Consider the following 16,494-nt stretch of genomic DNA (forward strand, 5'->3'; position numbering starts at 1 on the left):
CGTTAAGTGCGAGCGGGTTTGTGTGCTCCCGCCGCCCGGCCTTGGTGGGTCCTAGAGGATGTAGCGCATCTTGATCGACTGGCTGACCGGCTCGTCGCCCACCGTGAAGGCGGCGTTGCCGAAGCTGGGCGGGCCCATGCGGACCGGTGCATCGCGCGAAAAGCCGAAGCCTTCTTTCGGCATCATGCCCAGCACGCTGTCGGCCTTGTTGTTGTTGTTCTCGTCATGCAGCAGCGCGATCGCCCAGCGGCCAGGCGTGACGTTCCGGAAGGTAAAGGTCACGCTGGCATTGGCATCGACCACGAGGCGCTGGGTCTTGCCGCCCTGGCACTTGTGGAAATTGCGCGACTGGTCGGTGATGCATGCGCGCACCACGCCCTTCGCATTGCGGATGTTGTTGACGGACACGGTGACACTGGTCCCGTCTTCCGGAGCCGGTGCGGCAGCGCCCACCGCGGGTGCTGCGGCAAGGATGGCGAGTGCGGCGAGGATGCGTGATGTCATGGCGTCGTCGGTGTCCTGGCGAAGTCTGTGTCTAGGCCCCGGTCGGTTCCGCACAGGCGGTCCCAGAAGCGGAAATAGAGGCCGTAATTGCAGCGGTAGAGCGTGTGGTGGCGGTTATGATGGCTGGCGGTTATCAGCCAGCCCCCCAACCGCGAATGAACGAGCGCGCGCGGGAACATGTCCCAGCCCATGTGATTGGTGACGCCCATCACGGTCATGATCGCCAGCACCGCAGCGAGCATGGCGACATGGATCGGGATCAGGAAGACGAGCGCCGGGATGACCACCGCCCCGGTGATCGCCTCGATCGGATGGAAGCTCATCGCGGCCCAGGCGGTCGGCGGACGGCTGGCATGGTGCACGGCATGCGCGACAGGGAAGATGCGCTTGTGGTGCATCAGCCGGTGGGTCCAGTAGAACCACGTATCATGGCAAACCAGATAGGCGAGCACGGACACCGGCATGTACCACACGGGATAGGCCGCAATGTCGTCGTAGATCAGCGTCCAGCCGCGTTCCTGCCAGCCCCATGCCACGATCCCGGCTGGCACGGCAAAGATCAACGCCGAGATCAGCGACCAGCCGATTTCGCGCAGGATCTGCGGGCGGAGCGAGGCATAAAGACCCGGGCGCACCCGGCTGGTGGCCAGCGCGAAAATCCCGCTCGTCGCGATATAGCGCAGTGCGATGATCGCGCCCATGCCCGCGATGGTTATCGCCAGTGTCGTCCCCGTTCCCATGGCGCCGTTCTATAGCGCAGGGCAGGTTAACGGGACAGTACCCTGTTGGCAGGACTTTCGCCGATCAGCCCGCTTCACCCCACGGGCTGCAATAGGGATCGGCGGCCACGACCTGGCGGCGCATTGACGTGCGGGCCAGCCGCTCGATCTCGACCTTGCGGCGGGCGGCGGCGAGCGGGCGCAGCGGCGCCGGGCGGAGGATTTCCGCGTCGTAGCCATCGGCTACTATGACCCCGCAGCAATCCGGCTGGAACGCCTCGGTCTCCATGCAGCCGCGGTCCAGCGACGGGGCGAGGCCCCAGTAAAAGCGGTCGCAATGGTCGAGGTAATCGGGCCATTTCGCGTCGCCCATCAGGTCGCCGCGCGCCACCTTGATCTCCACGATGACCACGTGGCCCTTGGGATCGATGCCCATCAGGTCGGCCCGCCGCCCGTTCCGCAGCGGCATTTCGGGCAGCAGCCAGGTGTCGTTGCGCGCAAAGAGCCGGGCGATCCCGCGTGCCACCGCACCGCTGTCGCAGCGGGCGGGGTCGAGATCGTCGGGCGAAGGGGCAGCGGCAAGCGTTTCGGTCATGCCGCCGTGTTGGAACGAAAAGGGAACTTCGTCAAGCGCTCCGGCGCGGGCCGTGGCCGCCGGCCGGGACCATCGCCAGCAGCGCATCGCGCGAGGTGGCGAATTCGCTCCACAGCGCGCGGGCGGCCGGGCGTGCATCGGCCCCGCGAGCGAGCACGGCGAGTAGCGCCGCCATACCGGGTTCCATGACCGCGGCGATATCGGACAAGGCGCCTTCCATGACCGCGCGGCGGCGGCCCTCGGCCTCTTTCATTGCCAGCGGGAAGGCCTTGGCAGCGGCATCGGGCCGCTCCTGCGCCACGCCGGCAAGGTCGGCCAGCACGGCGCCGGCGTCGAGCAGCGCTCCCCAGCGCATCGCGTGGGAGCCCTGGCCCTGATGGGCCCCTGCGTGAAAGGACATCGCGTTCATGATGCCCCCATAGCGCGCGACCGATTGCCAAAGCGTTGACGCCGGGGGCGGGCCGGTGGAAACGCGCTTGGCGAGGGGCAAACCCGCTGCTAGAGCGCCGCACCTACGCCACGGCGAAGCACCCGTAGCTCAGCTGGATAGAGCGCTGCCCTCCGAAGGCAGAGGTCACAGGTTCGAATCCTGTCGGGTGCGCCAGGGGGCGGTCTTTCAAATATCGCCGCCCCCCGGCGTATCGTTGTCGTCCGGCCTCGGTTCAGCCCGCCGGGCAGGCCAGCACCGTCTCCGCATCATTGCCCACGCGCACCTCGGCCAACGCATAGTCTGTGGCGCCGCTGGTCTGGAGCATGATGGTGGTCAGCTGGGACATGTCGACACCGGCCCCCGCAAGACAGCGCAGCGGGATGCCGTAACGCACGAAGCCCGCGGTGGCCGGAATGTCGAGCGGGATGATCGCCTGGGTTCCCCCGCCTTGTACCGCCAGCGCGAAGCTGTCCGCCGGGTCGGTCACCTGCATGGTCACCAGCAGCATGACGTCGCCCGCAGCTTCGCGCGACAGGTCGACCGCATCGAAATTGTGCAGCACCACGTTCGCGTCCCCCGAAGCGATCTCGAAGCGGCGCGCGCCTTCCTGCACGATGTAGTTCGCTGCCGTCACGCGCATCCGGCCGCCCAGCGCACCGGCGGGGACCGTGGTGATGCGGGTCTGGTCGATCTCGCCCTCGTCATTGACCAGCAGCGACCAGCTCGCCGCCGGGACGCCGTTGGCGAACCATGTCCGGCTGTCGCCGGCTTCGGCCATGTCGAGCTCGGCCAGCGTTTCCCATGCGGTCGCCGGCGAGGCGTAGGTCAGGCCGTAGCCGAAGTCGAACAGCGCCCCGTCGTCGAGGCTGCCCGTGGCGGGCCATGCGGTCGGCAGCTTGCCGGTGAAGTCGTAACGCGGCGCGCCGTCCGCCCCGGCGACGACCACGTCGGCAAGGCCTGCGCCCTCGCTGCCCGGCAGCCAGGCGACGACGAACGCGTCGGCCCGGTTCAGTGCCGGGTTCACGTACAGCGGCCGCCCGGTGATCATCACTGCGACCACCGGGATACCCTGCGCTTTCAGGCGCTCCATCGTGGCATAGGGGCCGGTCAGGTCGGCATCGAGCATCAGTGTCGCCCGGTCGCCCTGGAATTCGGCGTAGGGCTTTTCGCCGAAGACGACGACCGCCGCATCGGGACGCTGTTCGAAAGAGCCATCGGGCGAATGAACGGCGCTACCGCCACCCGATTCGACCGCCGATTTCAGCCCCGCGAAGAGCGAGGTCGCGCCGGGGAACTGGCTGTTGTCATGCCCGGTGCCCTGCCAGCTCAGCGTCCAGCCGCCGGATTGGCGGGCGATATCGTCGGCCCCTTCACCCGCGACGAGCAGCCGCCCGCCCGGTGCGATCGGCAGGATGCCGTCGTTCTTGAGGAGGACGAGCGATTTGCGCACCGCTTCGCGCGCCACTTCGCGGTGGGCGGGGGCGCCAAGCAGCTCGAACTCGCCCGAAAGGGGGCGTGTCGACGGTGCGCCCGCCTCGAAGAGGCCGAGCCGCGCCTTGACCCGCAGGATCGCCGCGACCGCCTCGTCGATCCGCTCCATCGGGATTTCGCCGCTGAGCGCCTTGGCCAGCGTGTCGGTGTAGATCGCCTTCCACGTGTCGGGAGCCATGTACATGTCGATCCCGGCCAGCAGAGCCTGCGGGCAGCTGTCGTTGGTGCAGCCGGCGACCTGGCCGTGGGCGTTCCAGTCGGAGACCACGAAGCCTTCGAAATCCATCCGGTCCTTGAGCACGTCGGTGACGAGGCTCTTGTTGCCGGTCATCTTCTTGCCCTGCCAGCTGGAGAAGCTGACCATCACGGTGGACACGCCTTCGCTGATCGCCGGGCCATAGGGCAGGCCGTGGATGTCGCGCAGCTCCTCTTCGGAAATCGAGGAATCGCCCTGGTCGACGCCGTTATCGGTGCCGCCATCGGCCAAGAAGTGCTTGGTCGATGCGATGACCTTGTCGCCCGCGAGCATGTTCCAGTTGTCGGGCCCGCCCTGCAGCCCGCGCACCATCGCGCCGACATAGGACGCGACGAGCTGCGGATCGCTGGAATAGCCTTCGTAGGCGCGGCCCCAGCGGAAATCCTGCGGCACGGCCACGGTGGGCGCGAAGGTCCATTCCTGCCCCGTCGCGCGGATTTCGCGGGCGGTGATGGCGCCGATCCGCTCGATCAGTTCGGGATCGCGCATCGCGCCGAGGCCGATGTTGTGCGGAAAAATGGTCGCCCCGATGATGTTCGAATGGCCGTGCACGGCGTCCACGCCCCACACGATCGGGATGCCGACGCCGCCATCGCTGGTGTCGATCGATGCGTTGTAGAAATCGTCCGCCGCCTTCAGCCATTCGGGTGCAGGCGCAAGATCGTCACCATAAGGGCCGCTGTTGCCGCCCACGAGGATGGAGCCGAGGTTATAGGCCTTGGCATCTTCGGGAGAGACGCAGCACAGGTCGGCCTGGACCAGCTGGCCGACCTTCTCCTCCAGCGTCATGCGCGCCAGCAGGCTGTCGATCCGCGCCTGCTCTGCCGCGGGCACTTCGACCGGATATTCGTACGCCGGCCAGATTTCGGGATTGGCGACGCCGGCTTCGCGCGGGGCATCCATCGCGTCGCCATCGGCGACCTGGGGATTCGGTCCGCGCGTTTCGACGGTGGCACATGCGGCAAGCGCAAGGCCCGATCCGGCGGCGCACAACAGCTTGGCAATCCTAGCAAATTTCACGGCAATCCCCATCCCTCTACAGGCGACCGCAGCAGGCGCGCGGCCCTCTCTCACTCTCGTTGTGAACGTTAACAACATATCGCGGCGAGGGTCAATGCCCCGCTGCTGGCATGCGGCGAGCCGGTGATCTGGCGACGATCTGGCCGTTCTCGATCCGCACCTGCCGGTCGGCTAGTGCGGCGAGCGCGCCCCGATGGCTGATGACCAGGATGGTGACGGAGCCATGCAGGCGGGCGATTGCCCCGGCGATGGCGCTTTCGTTGTCCCCATCGAGCGCACTGGTCGCCTCGTCGAGGATGAGCAGGTCCGGTTTGCGCAGCAGGGCGCGGGCAAGTGCGAGCCGCTGGCGCTCCCCGCCCGACAGCTGGCGCCCGCCATCGCCGAGCCGGTGCCCGGTCACGCCGGGCAGGTCGAGGACGAAGCTTGCAGACGCATCGCGCAGTGCCGCTGCCAACGCCTCGTCCGAAGCGTCCGGCGCCGCCATACGCAGATTTTCGGCGATGGTGCCGGGGAACAGCACCGGCTCCTGCTGCACATAGGCGACGCGGCGGCGCCAAGCGGCGCGCGAGTTCGGCGGCAGCGGCGTCCCGTCCACCAGCAGCGCCCCTTCGTCGGGGGCAAGCAGGCCGCCCAGTACGTCGGCCAGCGTGCTCTTGCCCGCGCCGGAAGGGCCGGACACCGCAACCATTTCGCCAGCCGCGATGGTAAGCGAAATGCCCGACAACGCGGGCCGCGAGCCTTCGTAAGTGACGGATACGACATCGAGCGCGAGCGCCCGTGCCAAGCGCGGTATGTCTTCGTCCGCACCCGCGGTCTCGGCAGCCGCGTCCATCCGTGCGAGCAGGCCTTCGACCGCGCCGATGGCCGGCACTGCGTTGTTCCACCGCTGCAGGCTTTCGACCAATGCGCCGAGCAGCGGCACGCTGCGCAGGAGGATCGCGGCCAGCGGCAGGACCACGGCAAGGGCGAGCCCTTGCGCATCGGCCGCGAACCACACGACGCCGCCGAGGATGATCGCCCCGCCCAGCTGGAGGGCGGTGCGCGCCCATGCGGTGCCGGACAGATAGGCCCGCTCGGCCTGTCGCAGCTGCGCCAGTTCATTCGCCAGACCAGTCGCTGCCGCATCCTCGCGCCCGAAGCTCTTGACCAGTCGCAACCCGTCGAGGCTGGTCTCGAGCCGTTCGTAAATCGCGTCGTAGGCTGCGCCGGTTTGCAGGCCCAGGTGTCGGGCGCGGCGTTGCAGCGGTAACAGCAGCAGCATTGCACCAGCGCCTGCGCTAATCCCTGCCAGCGCCGCGACCGGCGACAGCAGCAACGCAGCCGCGCCCAGCGCGGCTAGGGTCGTGGCGGCAGCTAGGGCGCTGCCCGCTTCCTGCACCGCATGGCCGACCCTGGCGATGCCGGAGATCAGCAGGGCGCGGTGCTCGCTTTGCCGGGAGGCGGAGAGTGCGCGCCAGTCGGCGGCGAGCAGCGAGCGGAAGGCGCGCAGCCGGAGGCCGTCGACCACCGCGATCTCGATATCGAGCGCGACGACCTGCCGCGCATGCGCCGCTGCAGCGCGCAGGGCGACGAGAGCCACAAACAGGGCCAGCACGCTCGGCAGGCTGAGGGTAGCGGCCCATTCGAGCAGCCTGCCGCCATCCGCCCCGCGGCCCGCATTCCCCCCCAACCGCGCGAACAGCGGCACCAGCGCCAGCGCGCCCAGCGCCTCAAGCCCGGCGCCCGCAACGGTCAGCGCGGCAAGACCGAGCGCCTTGCGGGCCGGCAAGTGATCGCGGATCGCGGAATCCATCGGCCCTAGTTACGCCCTTCCAGGTGGTCGGCAAACCGTCCTGCCAGCACCACGCCCGGCAGCGCCAGCAGCAGCGCCTGCGCCTCCACATGACCCACGGGCGAGCGTGCGGGCCAGTTGTCTAGGATGGCGTAGGCACGGTCGAAGTCGATGACGGCGCCCAGCTCCGGATGCGCTTCCATGCGGCGCAGGCTCTCGCGCAGTTCCTCGCGCCGCGGGGTCAGGCGAGCATGGCGGTCCCCGTTATGCATGCCGAGCCGCCGCTCCGTCCGCTGTGCTTCGGGCAGGCGGCCCTTGGCCAGCCGGCGGGCAAGATAACGCGTAACGCCGCCGCGCACGAACTGGCTGGTCGGCAAGGAGATGCAAAATTCGATGAGCGGGCGATAGGCATAGATGTCGCGCTGGCGGATGCCGAACACCTGCTCGAACCCGTGGTGCATTTCCGCGCCTGCGTCCGCGCCATGCCAGACCATGTCGAGCCACTGGCGGCGGGTCGCCGGCCGCTCCCCGGTTCGCAGGCAGTGGTTCCGCTGCGCCCGCTCGCGCAGGTCCAGCTCTTCGATTGCGTCCGGGCGCACCAGGCTGCCGTTGGCGGGCATGAAATCGGGCTCGCCATGGACGCGCTTGCGGACGAAGCGACGAAACCCCTCCGGCATGACCGGCAACAGCGATTGCGCGGCGAATCGGCGCAGCCGCGACCGTTCGTCGCCCGGCGCAGGGTGGGCGAGCAGGCCGGAGAGCTGTCGCCACTTGCCGTTCACGAGGAATTCGACCGGCGCCCAGGGCGCGTCGTTACTGATCGTGTCGTTGCCCATGAAGCCGGTCAGCAGAACGTCGCAGCCTGCCCGCGCCGCGGCGCTGTAGGCGTTGTGGTAGAAACTGGCCGCCGCCTGTCCGGGCCGGCCGGTGGAGGTCGCGGTGAAGAACCGCTCGGCAAGATTGTCGAATTCGGCGGTGCCGACGAAATGCGCGTCGATGCGCGGATGCATGGCGGCGAACGCCTCGACCGCGGCGCGCTCGTCGGTCACGATGCCAGGCCGGCGGTCCCGCGCGGTGCCTGCCTCCGGCACCAAGGTGAAGCTCGGCAAGCGCTCCGATTCCCATAGCTGGCGCAGCACCGCCTCCGCCGCGATGCCCGAATCGAGACCGCCCGATAGCAGCAATCCCGGCTTCTCCGCGCCGTCCAGCGCGGCGGCGACCGCCTCGTCCAACAAGGCATCGGCAGCGGCGAGGTAATCGGCGTCGTCGGGCAGTTTGGTGGGCGGGAGCGCATGCGGGTCGTACCACCGGTCGAGCTTGAACCCGTCGGGGCCCAGCGTGACGATCGAGCCTTGCGGCACGCGGTGGACCCCGTCGTACCAGAATTCGATGCCGGTGTGCTCGATCCCGAAAAGCATATTGGCATAGCGGTGCCGGTGCAGCCGGCGCGGGAAGCCGGCTGCGAACAGGACACGCGGGACCGAGGCGACTACGGCGGCGTGGTCGTCGGCCGCCCAGAACAGCGAGGGCGCGTCCCACGGACTACGCGACAGCCTCAGCGTGCCGTCGGGCTTGATGACGATGGCGGCATAGGAGCCGATGACGGGGCGATCGGCGAAATCCCCGTGCTGGGCGACGAGGTGGGCAAAGACATGCGCATCGTCGCGATCGGCGACGTCGATGCTTTCGGCAAGGTCCTGGTGGTTGTCGATCCAGCCGCTGAAGAGGCACAGCGATCCGTCGGGACCGGTGGCCGGCGTCCAGCTGCGATCGGGTGCGGCGCGGGGGTGCGGCAGGCTTGCGGCGAGCCCGGCGGGCGTGTGCGCGCTACTGGCGGGATGGCCGGCGAACAGGCCCAGCGAGCGGGCGATCCGCGACGTGTCGAGCCACGAGGCCGCGGACCAGTGATGGCCGAGCGCAATCATGGCTCGGCCCCTGGCGACCTAACTGCGGTTTGTGGAGTTCTTGCCGTTACCTTGATCGGCCCCGGTTCCATTCCCCGCCACGTCGCGCAAGGTGCCCATCGGCACCAGTCGGGGCGTCGACCATCGCTTGGCATCCGTGCCCTGCTCTTTCACATTCGCCTCCATAACGGGCCGCGGGGATGCGGCGTTGCGATGCAGCATAACAGACACCGAATCGCCTGCCAACGATGCTCTGTTAATCATCGCGATCCCAGAGCGTATGCCGCAAACGCCACGTCGCTGCCTTGCCGCTCCCCGTAAATGACCTGCCCGCGATGGGTCAGCCACGCATGCAGGTCCTCGTGCCCGTCGCGTTCGGCGGGAGGGCGCACGCCGATCTGAAGCTGCGAACCGAAGCCGCGCCGCCGCAGCATAAGCGCCATCGCAAGGGCGCGGGGCAGGCAGGGCGCGTCGCCCGGCATGCGCGCAGCGGCCCGCTCGATCGCCGCGGAGCGGTGCCGCAGCGTCGCTGCGTCGGGAGAGGGACGGCTTGGGACGCTGCCATGCGCGAACCAGGCCCGCCACGTGCGGAAGGGAACCAGGCGGACGAGGCCATGCGCAACCGCCAGCGCAAGCGCAGCCTCCGCCGTGCGCAGCCAGCCGTGCAACCGTCGCTTCACGCCAGCAGTCCCGCGCCGCGCAGGCTGGTGAGGAAGGCATCGAGTTCCTCCCCCATTGCCGGATCGCCTGCATAGTCGCGCTGCAGTCCGGCGAGGATTTCGTCGCGGCTGCGCTGGCCGTCAATCAGGTTCCAGATCGCGTGCGCGCTGCCTTCCATGGCAAAGAAATCGCCGTCGGACATGCGCATGACGACGGTTTCGTCATCGAAGGCCGTTTCGGCGAAGTCGCTGGTCTTGCGCGGAATCATCGCATCGCACGCTCGATTGCGTCGCGGGCGAAGTCAAGATTGGCGGTATATTCGCCGTGCGCGTGCGGCAGCGCCAGCCTCCATGCCGAGACGCTGCGCGCCCTGGCCGCGGCGTCGGCGAAAACGGCAGCGCGATCCCACCGGCGGGCGAGCGCGAGAAATTCGCTGCAGTAATGCTCCGCCGACCAGGCCGCGATTGCCGCCGCGCCGCCGAGCGGCCCGAATGACCGCTCGCCGTCCTCCAGCAGGACCAGCGCGCCGAGCGGCAAGGGCCAGCCCGCGCGCGGCAAGCCCTCGGCAAAGAACTTCGCATATTCGGGCGAGACCTGCCGGCCCTTCACCGCACCGGTCATCGCGAAGGCATCGGGCCACAGCTTGGGCTTCTTGCGCCACGGGAGGACCTCCGGGCCGTCTTCGCCGTCCACGATCACGCTCAAATCATCGGCGAGGAGCGGCATTCCCGCCAGCGCGAGCCCCGTTGCCAGGGTGGTCTTGCCCGCGCCCGACGGTCCGGTGAGGATGACCGCGCGCCCGCCTACCCCCACCGCCGATCCGTGGAACGGGTAGAGCCCGGCGATCGCCGTCACCGCCGCCGCGATACTGCCATCGCAGAAGAGGTCGATCTCGGCCGGATGGGTGCCCTTGCCCGGATCAACCGTCAGCCCGCTGCCCAAACGGTAATGGACGAGCGTGTCGGGCGGGATGCGGAACAGCAGTTCGCCCGGCTTCAGCAAATATGTCCGCCGTCCCAGCGCCTCGCCATCCAGCGCTGCTTCCACATGGCCGGCCCTCCGCTGCAGCTCGCGTTCCAGCAGCGCCAGTGCATCTTTGCTGTGCATAACCCATTCAGCCATGCGTTTGCGGGCCGGAGCGGTGTGGAAAAGGCCGCGCCTGCGCCTTGTCGGCGATTCGCCCCGCGCGTAACCGGCGGGGATAGTCATGGCTCCCCCGCTGATCTCGCCATCCATCCTTTCTGCCGACTTCGCGAAGTTGGGCGAGGAAGTGCGCGCCATCGACGCGGCCGGGGCGGACTGGATCCATATCGACGTGATGGACGGGCATTATGTCCCCAATATCACCATCGGCCCTGCCGTCGTGAAGGCCCTGCGTCCCCATACCGACAAGCCGTTCGACGTCCACCTGATGATTTCGCCGGTGGATGCGTATCTTGAAGCCTTCGCAGATGCGGGCGCGGACATCATCACCGTGCATCCCGAAGCGGGGCCGCACGTCCACCGAACGGTGCAGGCGATCAAGGCGCTGGGCAAGAAGGCGGGCGTCGTCTTCAATCCCGCAACCCCGGTCGACACGCTCGATTACCTCATCGAGATGGTCGACCTGGTGCTGGTGATGAGTGTCAATCCCGGCTTTGGCGGGCAGAAGTTCATTCCCAGCCAGCTGGACAAGATCCGCACGATCCGGAGCCGCATCCACGCGAGCGGCCGCGATATCCGGTTGCAGGTCGACGGCGGCGTCGATGCGCAGACCGCGCCGCAATGCGTCGAGGCGGGGGCCGACGTGCTGGTTGCCGGGTCGGCCACCTTCAAGGGCGGCCCCGATCGCTATGCCGCCAACATCGCCGGCCTGAAGGGCGGATAGGATGACCGACAGCCTCTCCCGCACCGCGCCGGACACAATCGAGCTGCCGCTCGGCGATCCGCAGGTTCCGGGCGAGGACGATGCGCGCGCCATCCCGCTGAGAAACGCGGAAGAAGGCCTGGTCCGCGAGGAACTGAAGCGGCGGTCCGATCCGCCGACCACCGCCGCCGCTGCCGTCGACCACGCCGCCGGCGCCAGCCGCGCGCTGGCGCTCGCCGATTTCGCGCCGCCGTCGCTCGGCGCGGGCGAGCGGTTGATGCGCATGGCATACCGGATGGGCGTGCCGGGTTCGGTGCTGTCCGGCCCGTTCCGCAAGCCGTCCGCCCTGCGCTTGCTCGCCACGGTCGAAAGCCCGCTGCCGGGCCGCCGGCCGAGCGGAGTCGCGCTGAGGGCCGGCCATTTCCTCGTCCACGGCGTCAAGGCGCCGATCTCGCAGATGGATTTCACGCCCAGCGCGCGGCTCACCCCGCCGTTCGAGCAGGCGATCCACGGCTTCACGTGGCTGCGCGACCTTTCCTCCTCCGCCCCGCGCGAACAATGCAGCGGCGTGGCGGAGCGAATCGCCGCCGCGTGGCTGAAGGCCAATCCGCAGGTCGGCAAGGGCATGCCGTGGCGCGTCGGCCTGGCTGCGCGCCGGATGCTCGCATGGCTGGTCCACGCCCCGCTGGTGATGTCGGGCGACAAGGGCGTGCGCACCAAGCTGCTCGCCCAGATCGCCGAGACCGCGCGCTGGCTCGACCGCAACCATGGCAAGGCAGAGGACCGGCTGGAGGAAGTCGCCGCGTGGTGCGCGATCACCGCCGCAGGCCTGCTGCTGCCCGATGGCAAGCCGCGCCGCCTCTATGGCGAAGCGGGCCTCGTGCGCGCGCTGGGCGAACTGGTGGGCGAAGATGGCGGCGTCCTGTCGCGCAGCCCCTATGCCCAGATGGAAGCGCTGCGCCTGCTGGTCGACTGCCGCGCCTGTTACGAGGCGGTGCGCCGCGATCCGCCCGATGCACTGGAGGCGATGATGCGCCTGCTCGTGCCGCCGCTGCTCACCCTGACCCATGCCGACGGGTCGCTCGGCAACTGGCAGGGATCGGGCGCGACGAGCGCCAACACGCTGCGCGCGCTGGTGGAGGCGACCCGGGTGCGCACCCGGCCGCTCAGGCAGGCGCGCGGCTGGGGTTACCAGCGGGTCGCGGCCAAGGGCGCGGTGCTGCAGTTCGACGCCGCCCCGCCGCCGCTGGCGCGCCACGCCCGCTATGGCTGCGCATCGACGCTGGCGTTCGAATTTTCCAGCGGCGCGCATCGCCTCATCGTGAATTGCGGCGGTGCTGCGATGGCCGGCGGGCAGATTCCCGTGCGCATCGAACAGGGCCTGCGCGCTACGGCCGCCCATTCGACACTGGTGCTGGAGGATGCCAATTCCACCGCCGTGCTGATCGGCGGGAAACTGGGCGCGGGCGTCGGCGAAGTGGAAATTGACCGGCGCAGCGTGGGCGGCAAGAAGCCGGCAACCCGGCTGGAAGCGAGCCATGACGGCTATGCCAGCCGCTTCGGCCTGGTCCACCGGCGCATCCTGATGTTGAGCGACGAAGGCGACGAATTGCGCGGCGAGGACGTGCTCGTGCCTTCGGGCCGCAAGGGCAAGCGCGGCAAGGTCAATTACGCGATCCGCTTCCACGTCGGGCCGGGCGTGGAGCTCAGCCTGACGAAGGATCGCAAGGGCGCGCGGCTCGCGCTGCCCGACGGCACCAACTGGCAGCTGCGCACCACGGAAGGCGAGCTGTCGATCGAGGATTCGATGTGGTCGGACGGTGACGGCCGCCCGCAGGCGATCGAACAACTGGTAATCGCGGGGATGATCTCGCGCAGCGGGGCGAATTTCTCCTGGCTGCTCAAGCGAATGGGGTGATTTTGTGACGGATGCAGTCACGGTGAAGCGGGCGCTGCTCTCGGTGTCCGACAAAACCGGCTTGGTCGAACTGGGCCGGGACCTGGCGGCGCGCGGCGTGGAACTCGTTTCCACCGGCGGCACGGCCAGGGCGCTGCGCGACGCAGGGCTGGCGGTAAAGGATATTTCCGAGCTCACCGGCTTTCCCGAAATGATGGACGGGCGGGTCAAGACGCTGCACCCCAAGGTCCACGGCGGGCTGCTCGCCGTGCGCGACGACGCCGCCCATGCCGCCGCCATGGGTGAGCATGACATCGGCGCGATCGACCTTGTGGTGGTCAATCTCTACCCCTTCGAGGCGACCGTGGCGAAAGGCGCCGGGCGGCCCGAAATCATCGAGAACATCGATATCGGCGGGCCGAGCATGGTCCGCTCCTCGGCCAAGAACCACGCTTACGTGACCATCGTCACCGACCCTGCGGATTATGCCGCGCTGCAGCGCGAGCTGGCCGACCGCGACGGGGCGACCTCCTACGAATTCCGCAAGGCGATGGCAGCGAAGGCCTTTGCCGCGACCGCCGCTTACGATTCCATGATCGCGAACTGGTTCGCCCAATCCGACCAGGGGCAGGCCCTGCCGGACCGCCTGTTCGCCAACGCGCGCAAGGCGGACGAACTGCGCTATGGCGAGAACCCGCACCAGTCGGCTGCGATCTATATCCCGGACGGTCCCCCGGCGCGCGGCATCCCGCAGGCCAAGCAGGTGCAGGGCAAGGAGCTGAGCTACAACAATTACAATGATGCCGATGCGGCGCTGAACCTCGTCAGCGAATTTGCCGGGCAGGCCCCGGCCATCGTGATCGTCAAGCACGCCAACCCGTGCGGCGTGGCGCAGGCCGGCAGCCAGATCGAAGCGTGGGAAGCCGCGCTGGCGTGCGACAGCGTCTCGGCCTTCGGCGGGATTGTGGCGTCGAACACGCCGCTCGACGGCAGGACGGCAGAGGCGATCTGCAAGATCTTTACCGAAGTCGTGGTGGCGCCCGATGCGGACGAAGAAGCCAGGGCGTTCTTCGCGGCCAAGAAGAACCTGCGCCTGCTGCTGACCGGGGAGCTGCCAGATGCGGCGCGCGGCGGCCTGTCGATCAAGTCGATCACCGGCGGCATCCTCGCGCAGTCGCGCGACAACGGGCGGATCACGCGCGATGATTTGAAGGTGGTCACCGAGCGCGCGCCGACCGAGCAGGAACTGGACGATTGCCTGTTCGCTTGGACGGTGGCCAAGCACGTCAAGTCGAACGCCATCGTATATGCGAGGGATGGCGCGACCGCGGGTATCGGGGCGGGTCAGATGAACCGCCGCGACAGCGCCCGCATTGCCGCCATCAAGGCACAGGAAGCGGCCGAGAAATACGATTGGGACCAGCCGCGCACCGTGGGCAGCGCCGTTGCTTCGGACGCCTTCTTTCCCTTCGCCGACGGATTGCTGTCTGCCGCCGAAGCGGGCGCGACGGCCGTCATCCAGCCCGGCGGCTCGATGCGCGACCAGGAAGTGATCGACGCCGCGAACGAACAGGGCCTCGCCATGGTGTTCACCGGGATGCGGCACTTCAACCACTGACGCCCAGGTGACGCGCCAATGGGGCCCCAATCACGCTTCGCCGAAGCTGAACGCCGCACGACAGGTCGCTTCACCCTTTTGCAAGCGGCCATGCGGTAGAAGGTGCCCAACGATGACGAAATTCGAAAGCACGACCGATGGGCCTTTTCAAAACCGATTCCTACATCGCCTTCGCCGGAGGCTTCGGCCTGACCGCGTTTATCATGGCGAGCCAATTCAACCTGCTCGCATGAACCGCATCCGCGCCAGCTTTGCCGCCCTCGCGCTCGCCACGGCGGCGTGCAGTCAGGCCATGCCCGCGGCCGTCGCTGCGGAAGAAACCGTGCGCGCGCCGGTGGCCGACCGGACTTCGCGAGAGAGCGAAGGGTTGAAGAACGCCTATTTCGCCGGCGGCTGCTTCTGGGGCGTGGAGGCGGTGTTCAGCCACGTGCCCGGCGTGACGAGCGCCGTCAGTGGCTATCACGGCGGCAATGCGGCGACGGCGAAATACGATATCGTCAGTTCCGGCGTCAGCCAGCATGCCGAAACGGTGAAGGTCACCTACGATCCCAAGATCGTGCGTTACGACCAGCTGCTGCGCATTTTCTTCTCGGTCGTCCACGATCCCACCCAGCTCAACCGCCAGGGTCCCGATCGCGGCGCGCATTACCGGTCTGCCTTGATCCCCGTCAGCGCCGACCAGCGCGCGGTCGCGCGTGCCTATTTAGACCATCTGGAAGCGGCGGACATCTGGGACCGGCCGATCGTGACGAAGATCGAGACGGCGAAGCGGTTCTACCCGGCCGAAACCTATCACCAGGATTTCGCGCACAAGAACCCGCGTCACGGCTATATCGTGCGCTGGGACGCGCCGAAGGTCGCCGCGCTGCGCCGCCTGCTGCCGCAGCATTACCGCAGCAGCTTCAAGACCGGCTGATCGCGCCCCGATTGCGAGCGGCTGCCGGGCGTCCTATATCGGCGGCATGGCCAGTCACGCACATACCCACCACCAGGAACATTCCGGCGAAGCGCTGGTCGAAGCCGCGCGCGCCACGCTGACCGAGCACGGCGAGCAATGGACTGCCATGCGCGAAGGCGTGTTCCGCGCGCTGGCGAGCGAGGACAAGCCGGTTTCCGCCTACGATCTCGCCGACGAGATGACCCGCCGCCGCGAAAAGCGCGTGGCCCCCAACAGCGTCTACCGCATCCTCGATTTGTTCGTGCGCACCAACCTCGCCAACCGGATCGAAAGCGCCAACGCCTATCTCGTCAACACCCACCCGGGCTGCCACCACGACTGCATCTTCGTCATCTGCGACGATTGCGGCGCGGCAACCCATATCGACGACGACCGCGTCACCGGGGCCTTGCGCGAAGCGGGCAAGGACGCAGGCTTTGCGGACATCCGCCCGGTCGTGGAACTGCGCGGCCTTTGCGACAAATGCGCGGCCTGATGCGCGCCTACCAGCCGTCCGCGCCTTCCTCGTAGCTGTCTTCCGAGAACCCGTCGTAGAAGCGGTCGCGTTCGCTTTGGCGGCGTAGCTCTTCCATGCGGGCCTCGAAACGGGCGCGTTCGGCGGCAAACTCGTCGTGCCGGCCTGCACCTAGCCGGTCGCTGAAACGGCTGCCGTCGGGGGCGGGCAGCGCGTCGAAATCGCCGCTGGCGAAGGCCTTCGATCGTTCCGCATGCTCGTTCATCGCCGGGACGACCGTCGCATCGAAAGCGGCGGAATAGACCATATACATCCCCACCATGGCGGCGACGAATTTGAGCCGGAATTTCAATGCGTCCATGACTACCCCC

The 16,494-nt window shown here is 68.2% G+C and carries 16 protein-coding genes and 1 tRNA gene; 6 read left to right on the forward strand and 11 right to left on the reverse strand.

Features of this window, described 5'->3' with window-relative positions:
- Window positions 1-51: 51 nt before the first annotated feature.
- From VCJ71_RS10160 to VCJ71_RS10175, 4 genes are all read right to left on the reverse strand, one after another.
- On the reverse strand, window positions 52-504 hold the full coding sequence (locus VCJ71_RS10160) for a DUF2141 domain-containing protein (protein WP_324640952.1): 453 nt from the start codon (window positions 502-504) through the stop codon (window positions 52-54).
- Window positions 501-1,244: a sterol desaturase family protein gene (locus VCJ71_RS10165; protein ID WP_324640953.1), complete on the reverse strand. Its 744-nt coding sequence runs from the start codon at window positions 1,242-1,244 to the stop codon at window positions 501-503. The genes VCJ71_RS10160 and VCJ71_RS10165 overlap by 4 nt, the downstream gene beginning before the upstream one ends.
- Before the next feature lie 64 nt (window positions 1,245-1,308).
- On the reverse strand, window positions 1,309-1,818 hold the full coding sequence (locus tag VCJ71_RS10170) for an MmcB family DNA repair protein (protein WP_324640954.1): 510 nt from the start codon (window positions 1,816-1,818) through the stop codon (window positions 1,309-1,311).
- A 31-nt stretch (window positions 1,819-1,849) separates the two neighbouring features.
- On the reverse strand, window positions 1,850-2,173 hold the full coding sequence (locus VCJ71_RS10175) for a hypothetical protein (protein ID WP_324640956.1): 324 nt from the start codon (window positions 2,171-2,173) through the stop codon (window positions 1,850-1,852).
- Window positions 2,174-2,345: 172 nt separating this feature from the next.
- Between VCJ71_RS10175 and VCJ71_RS10180 the strand changes: the two genes are divergently transcribed.
- Window positions 2,346-2,422: transfer RNA gene (locus tag VCJ71_RS10180), tRNA-Arg, on the forward strand.
- A 58-nt stretch (window positions 2,423-2,480) separates the two neighbouring features.
- On the opposite strand, the gene VCJ71_RS10185 is transcribed toward VCJ71_RS10180, so the two are convergent.
- From VCJ71_RS10185 to VCJ71_RS10210, 6 genes are all read right to left on the reverse strand, one after another.
- Window positions 2,481-5,015: a glycoside hydrolase family 3 protein gene (locus tag VCJ71_RS10185; protein WP_324640957.1), complete on the reverse strand. Its 2,535-nt coding sequence runs from the start codon at window positions 5,013-5,015 to the stop codon at window positions 2,481-2,483.
- 91 nt (window positions 5,016-5,106) lie between these two features.
- Window positions 5,107-6,807, reverse strand: coding sequence for an ABC transporter ATP-binding protein (locus VCJ71_RS10190; protein WP_324640958.1), 1,701 nt, complete (start codon window positions 6,805-6,807; stop codon window positions 5,107-5,109).
- 5 nt (window positions 6,808-6,812) lie between these two features.
- The gene (locus VCJ71_RS10195; RefSeq protein ID WP_324640960.1) at window positions 6,813-8,711 is read right to left on the reverse strand and encodes an asparagine synthase-related protein; all 1,899 of its coding nucleotides are present in this window, start codon (window positions 8,709-8,711) and stop codon (window positions 6,813-6,815) included.
- Window positions 8,712-8,950: 239 nt separating this feature from the next.
- Window positions 8,951-9,370, reverse strand: coding sequence for a lasso peptide biosynthesis B2 protein (locus tag VCJ71_RS10200; protein ID WP_324640962.1), 420 nt, complete (start codon window positions 9,368-9,370; stop codon window positions 8,951-8,953).
- Window positions 9,367-9,618 carry a PqqD family protein gene (locus VCJ71_RS10205; protein WP_324640963.1) on the reverse strand — a complete coding sequence of 84 codons (252 nt, stop codon included), beginning with the start codon at window positions 9,616-9,618 and terminating at the stop codon, window positions 9,367-9,369. The genes VCJ71_RS10200 and VCJ71_RS10205 overlap by 4 nt, the downstream gene beginning before the upstream one ends.
- Window positions 9,615-10,472 (reverse strand): hypothetical protein, encoded by an 858-nt coding sequence (locus VCJ71_RS10210; protein WP_324640965.1) that lies wholly within the window; start codon window positions 10,470-10,472, stop codon window positions 9,615-9,617. Before VCJ71_RS10210 ends, VCJ71_RS10205 begins: the two co-directional genes overlap by 4 nt.
- 85 nt (window positions 10,473-10,557) lie before the next feature.
- On the opposite strand from VCJ71_RS10210, the gene rpe reads away from it, so the two are divergent.
- The 5 genes from rpe (at window position 10,558) to VCJ71_RS10235 (ending at window position 16,144) form a co-directional block, all read left to right on the forward strand.
- Window positions 10,558-11,217 carry a ribulose-phosphate 3-epimerase gene (gene rpe, locus VCJ71_RS10215; RefSeq protein ID WP_324640966.1) on the forward strand — a complete coding sequence of 220 codons (660 nt, stop codon included), beginning with the start codon at window positions 10,558-10,560 and terminating at the stop codon, window positions 11,215-11,217.
- Between the two features lies 1 nt (window position 11,218).
- On the forward strand, window positions 11,219-13,114 hold the full coding sequence (locus tag VCJ71_RS10220) for a heparinase II/III family protein (RefSeq protein ID WP_324640967.1): 1,896 nt from the start codon (window positions 11,219-11,221) through the stop codon (window positions 13,112-13,114).
- Between the two features lie 4 nt (window positions 13,115-13,118).
- Entirely contained in the window at window positions 13,119-14,711 is a 1,593-nt protein-coding gene (gene purH / locus VCJ71_RS10225) for a bifunctional phosphoribosylaminoimidazolecarboxamide formyltransferase/IMP cyclohydrolase (RefSeq protein WP_324640968.1), read from the forward strand.
- Between the two features lie 229 nt (window positions 14,712-14,940).
- Window positions 14,941-15,627, forward strand: coding sequence for a peptide-methionine (S)-S-oxide reductase MsrA (gene msrA / locus VCJ71_RS10230; protein WP_324640969.1), 687 nt, complete (start codon window positions 14,941-14,943; stop codon window positions 15,625-15,627).
- Between the two features lie 46 nt (window positions 15,628-15,673).
- Window positions 15,674-16,144 carry a Fur family transcriptional regulator gene (locus tag VCJ71_RS10235; protein WP_324640971.1) on the forward strand — a complete coding sequence of 157 codons (471 nt, stop codon included), beginning with the start codon at window positions 15,674-15,676 and terminating at the stop codon, window positions 16,142-16,144.
- 7 nt (window positions 16,145-16,151) lie between these two features.
- Here VCJ71_RS10235 and VCJ71_RS10240 read toward each other — a convergent pair whose 3' ends face one another.
- Entirely contained in the window at window positions 16,152-16,484 is a 333-nt protein-coding gene (locus VCJ71_RS10240; protein ID WP_324640972.1) for a hypothetical protein, read from the reverse strand.
- Window positions 16,485-16,494 lie beyond the last annotated feature (10 nt).

The organism is Pseudoblastomonas aquimaris (assembly GCF_035481675.1).
Lineage (GTDB): Bacteria > Pseudomonadota > Alphaproteobacteria > Sphingomonadales > Sphingomonadaceae > Alteriqipengyuania_B.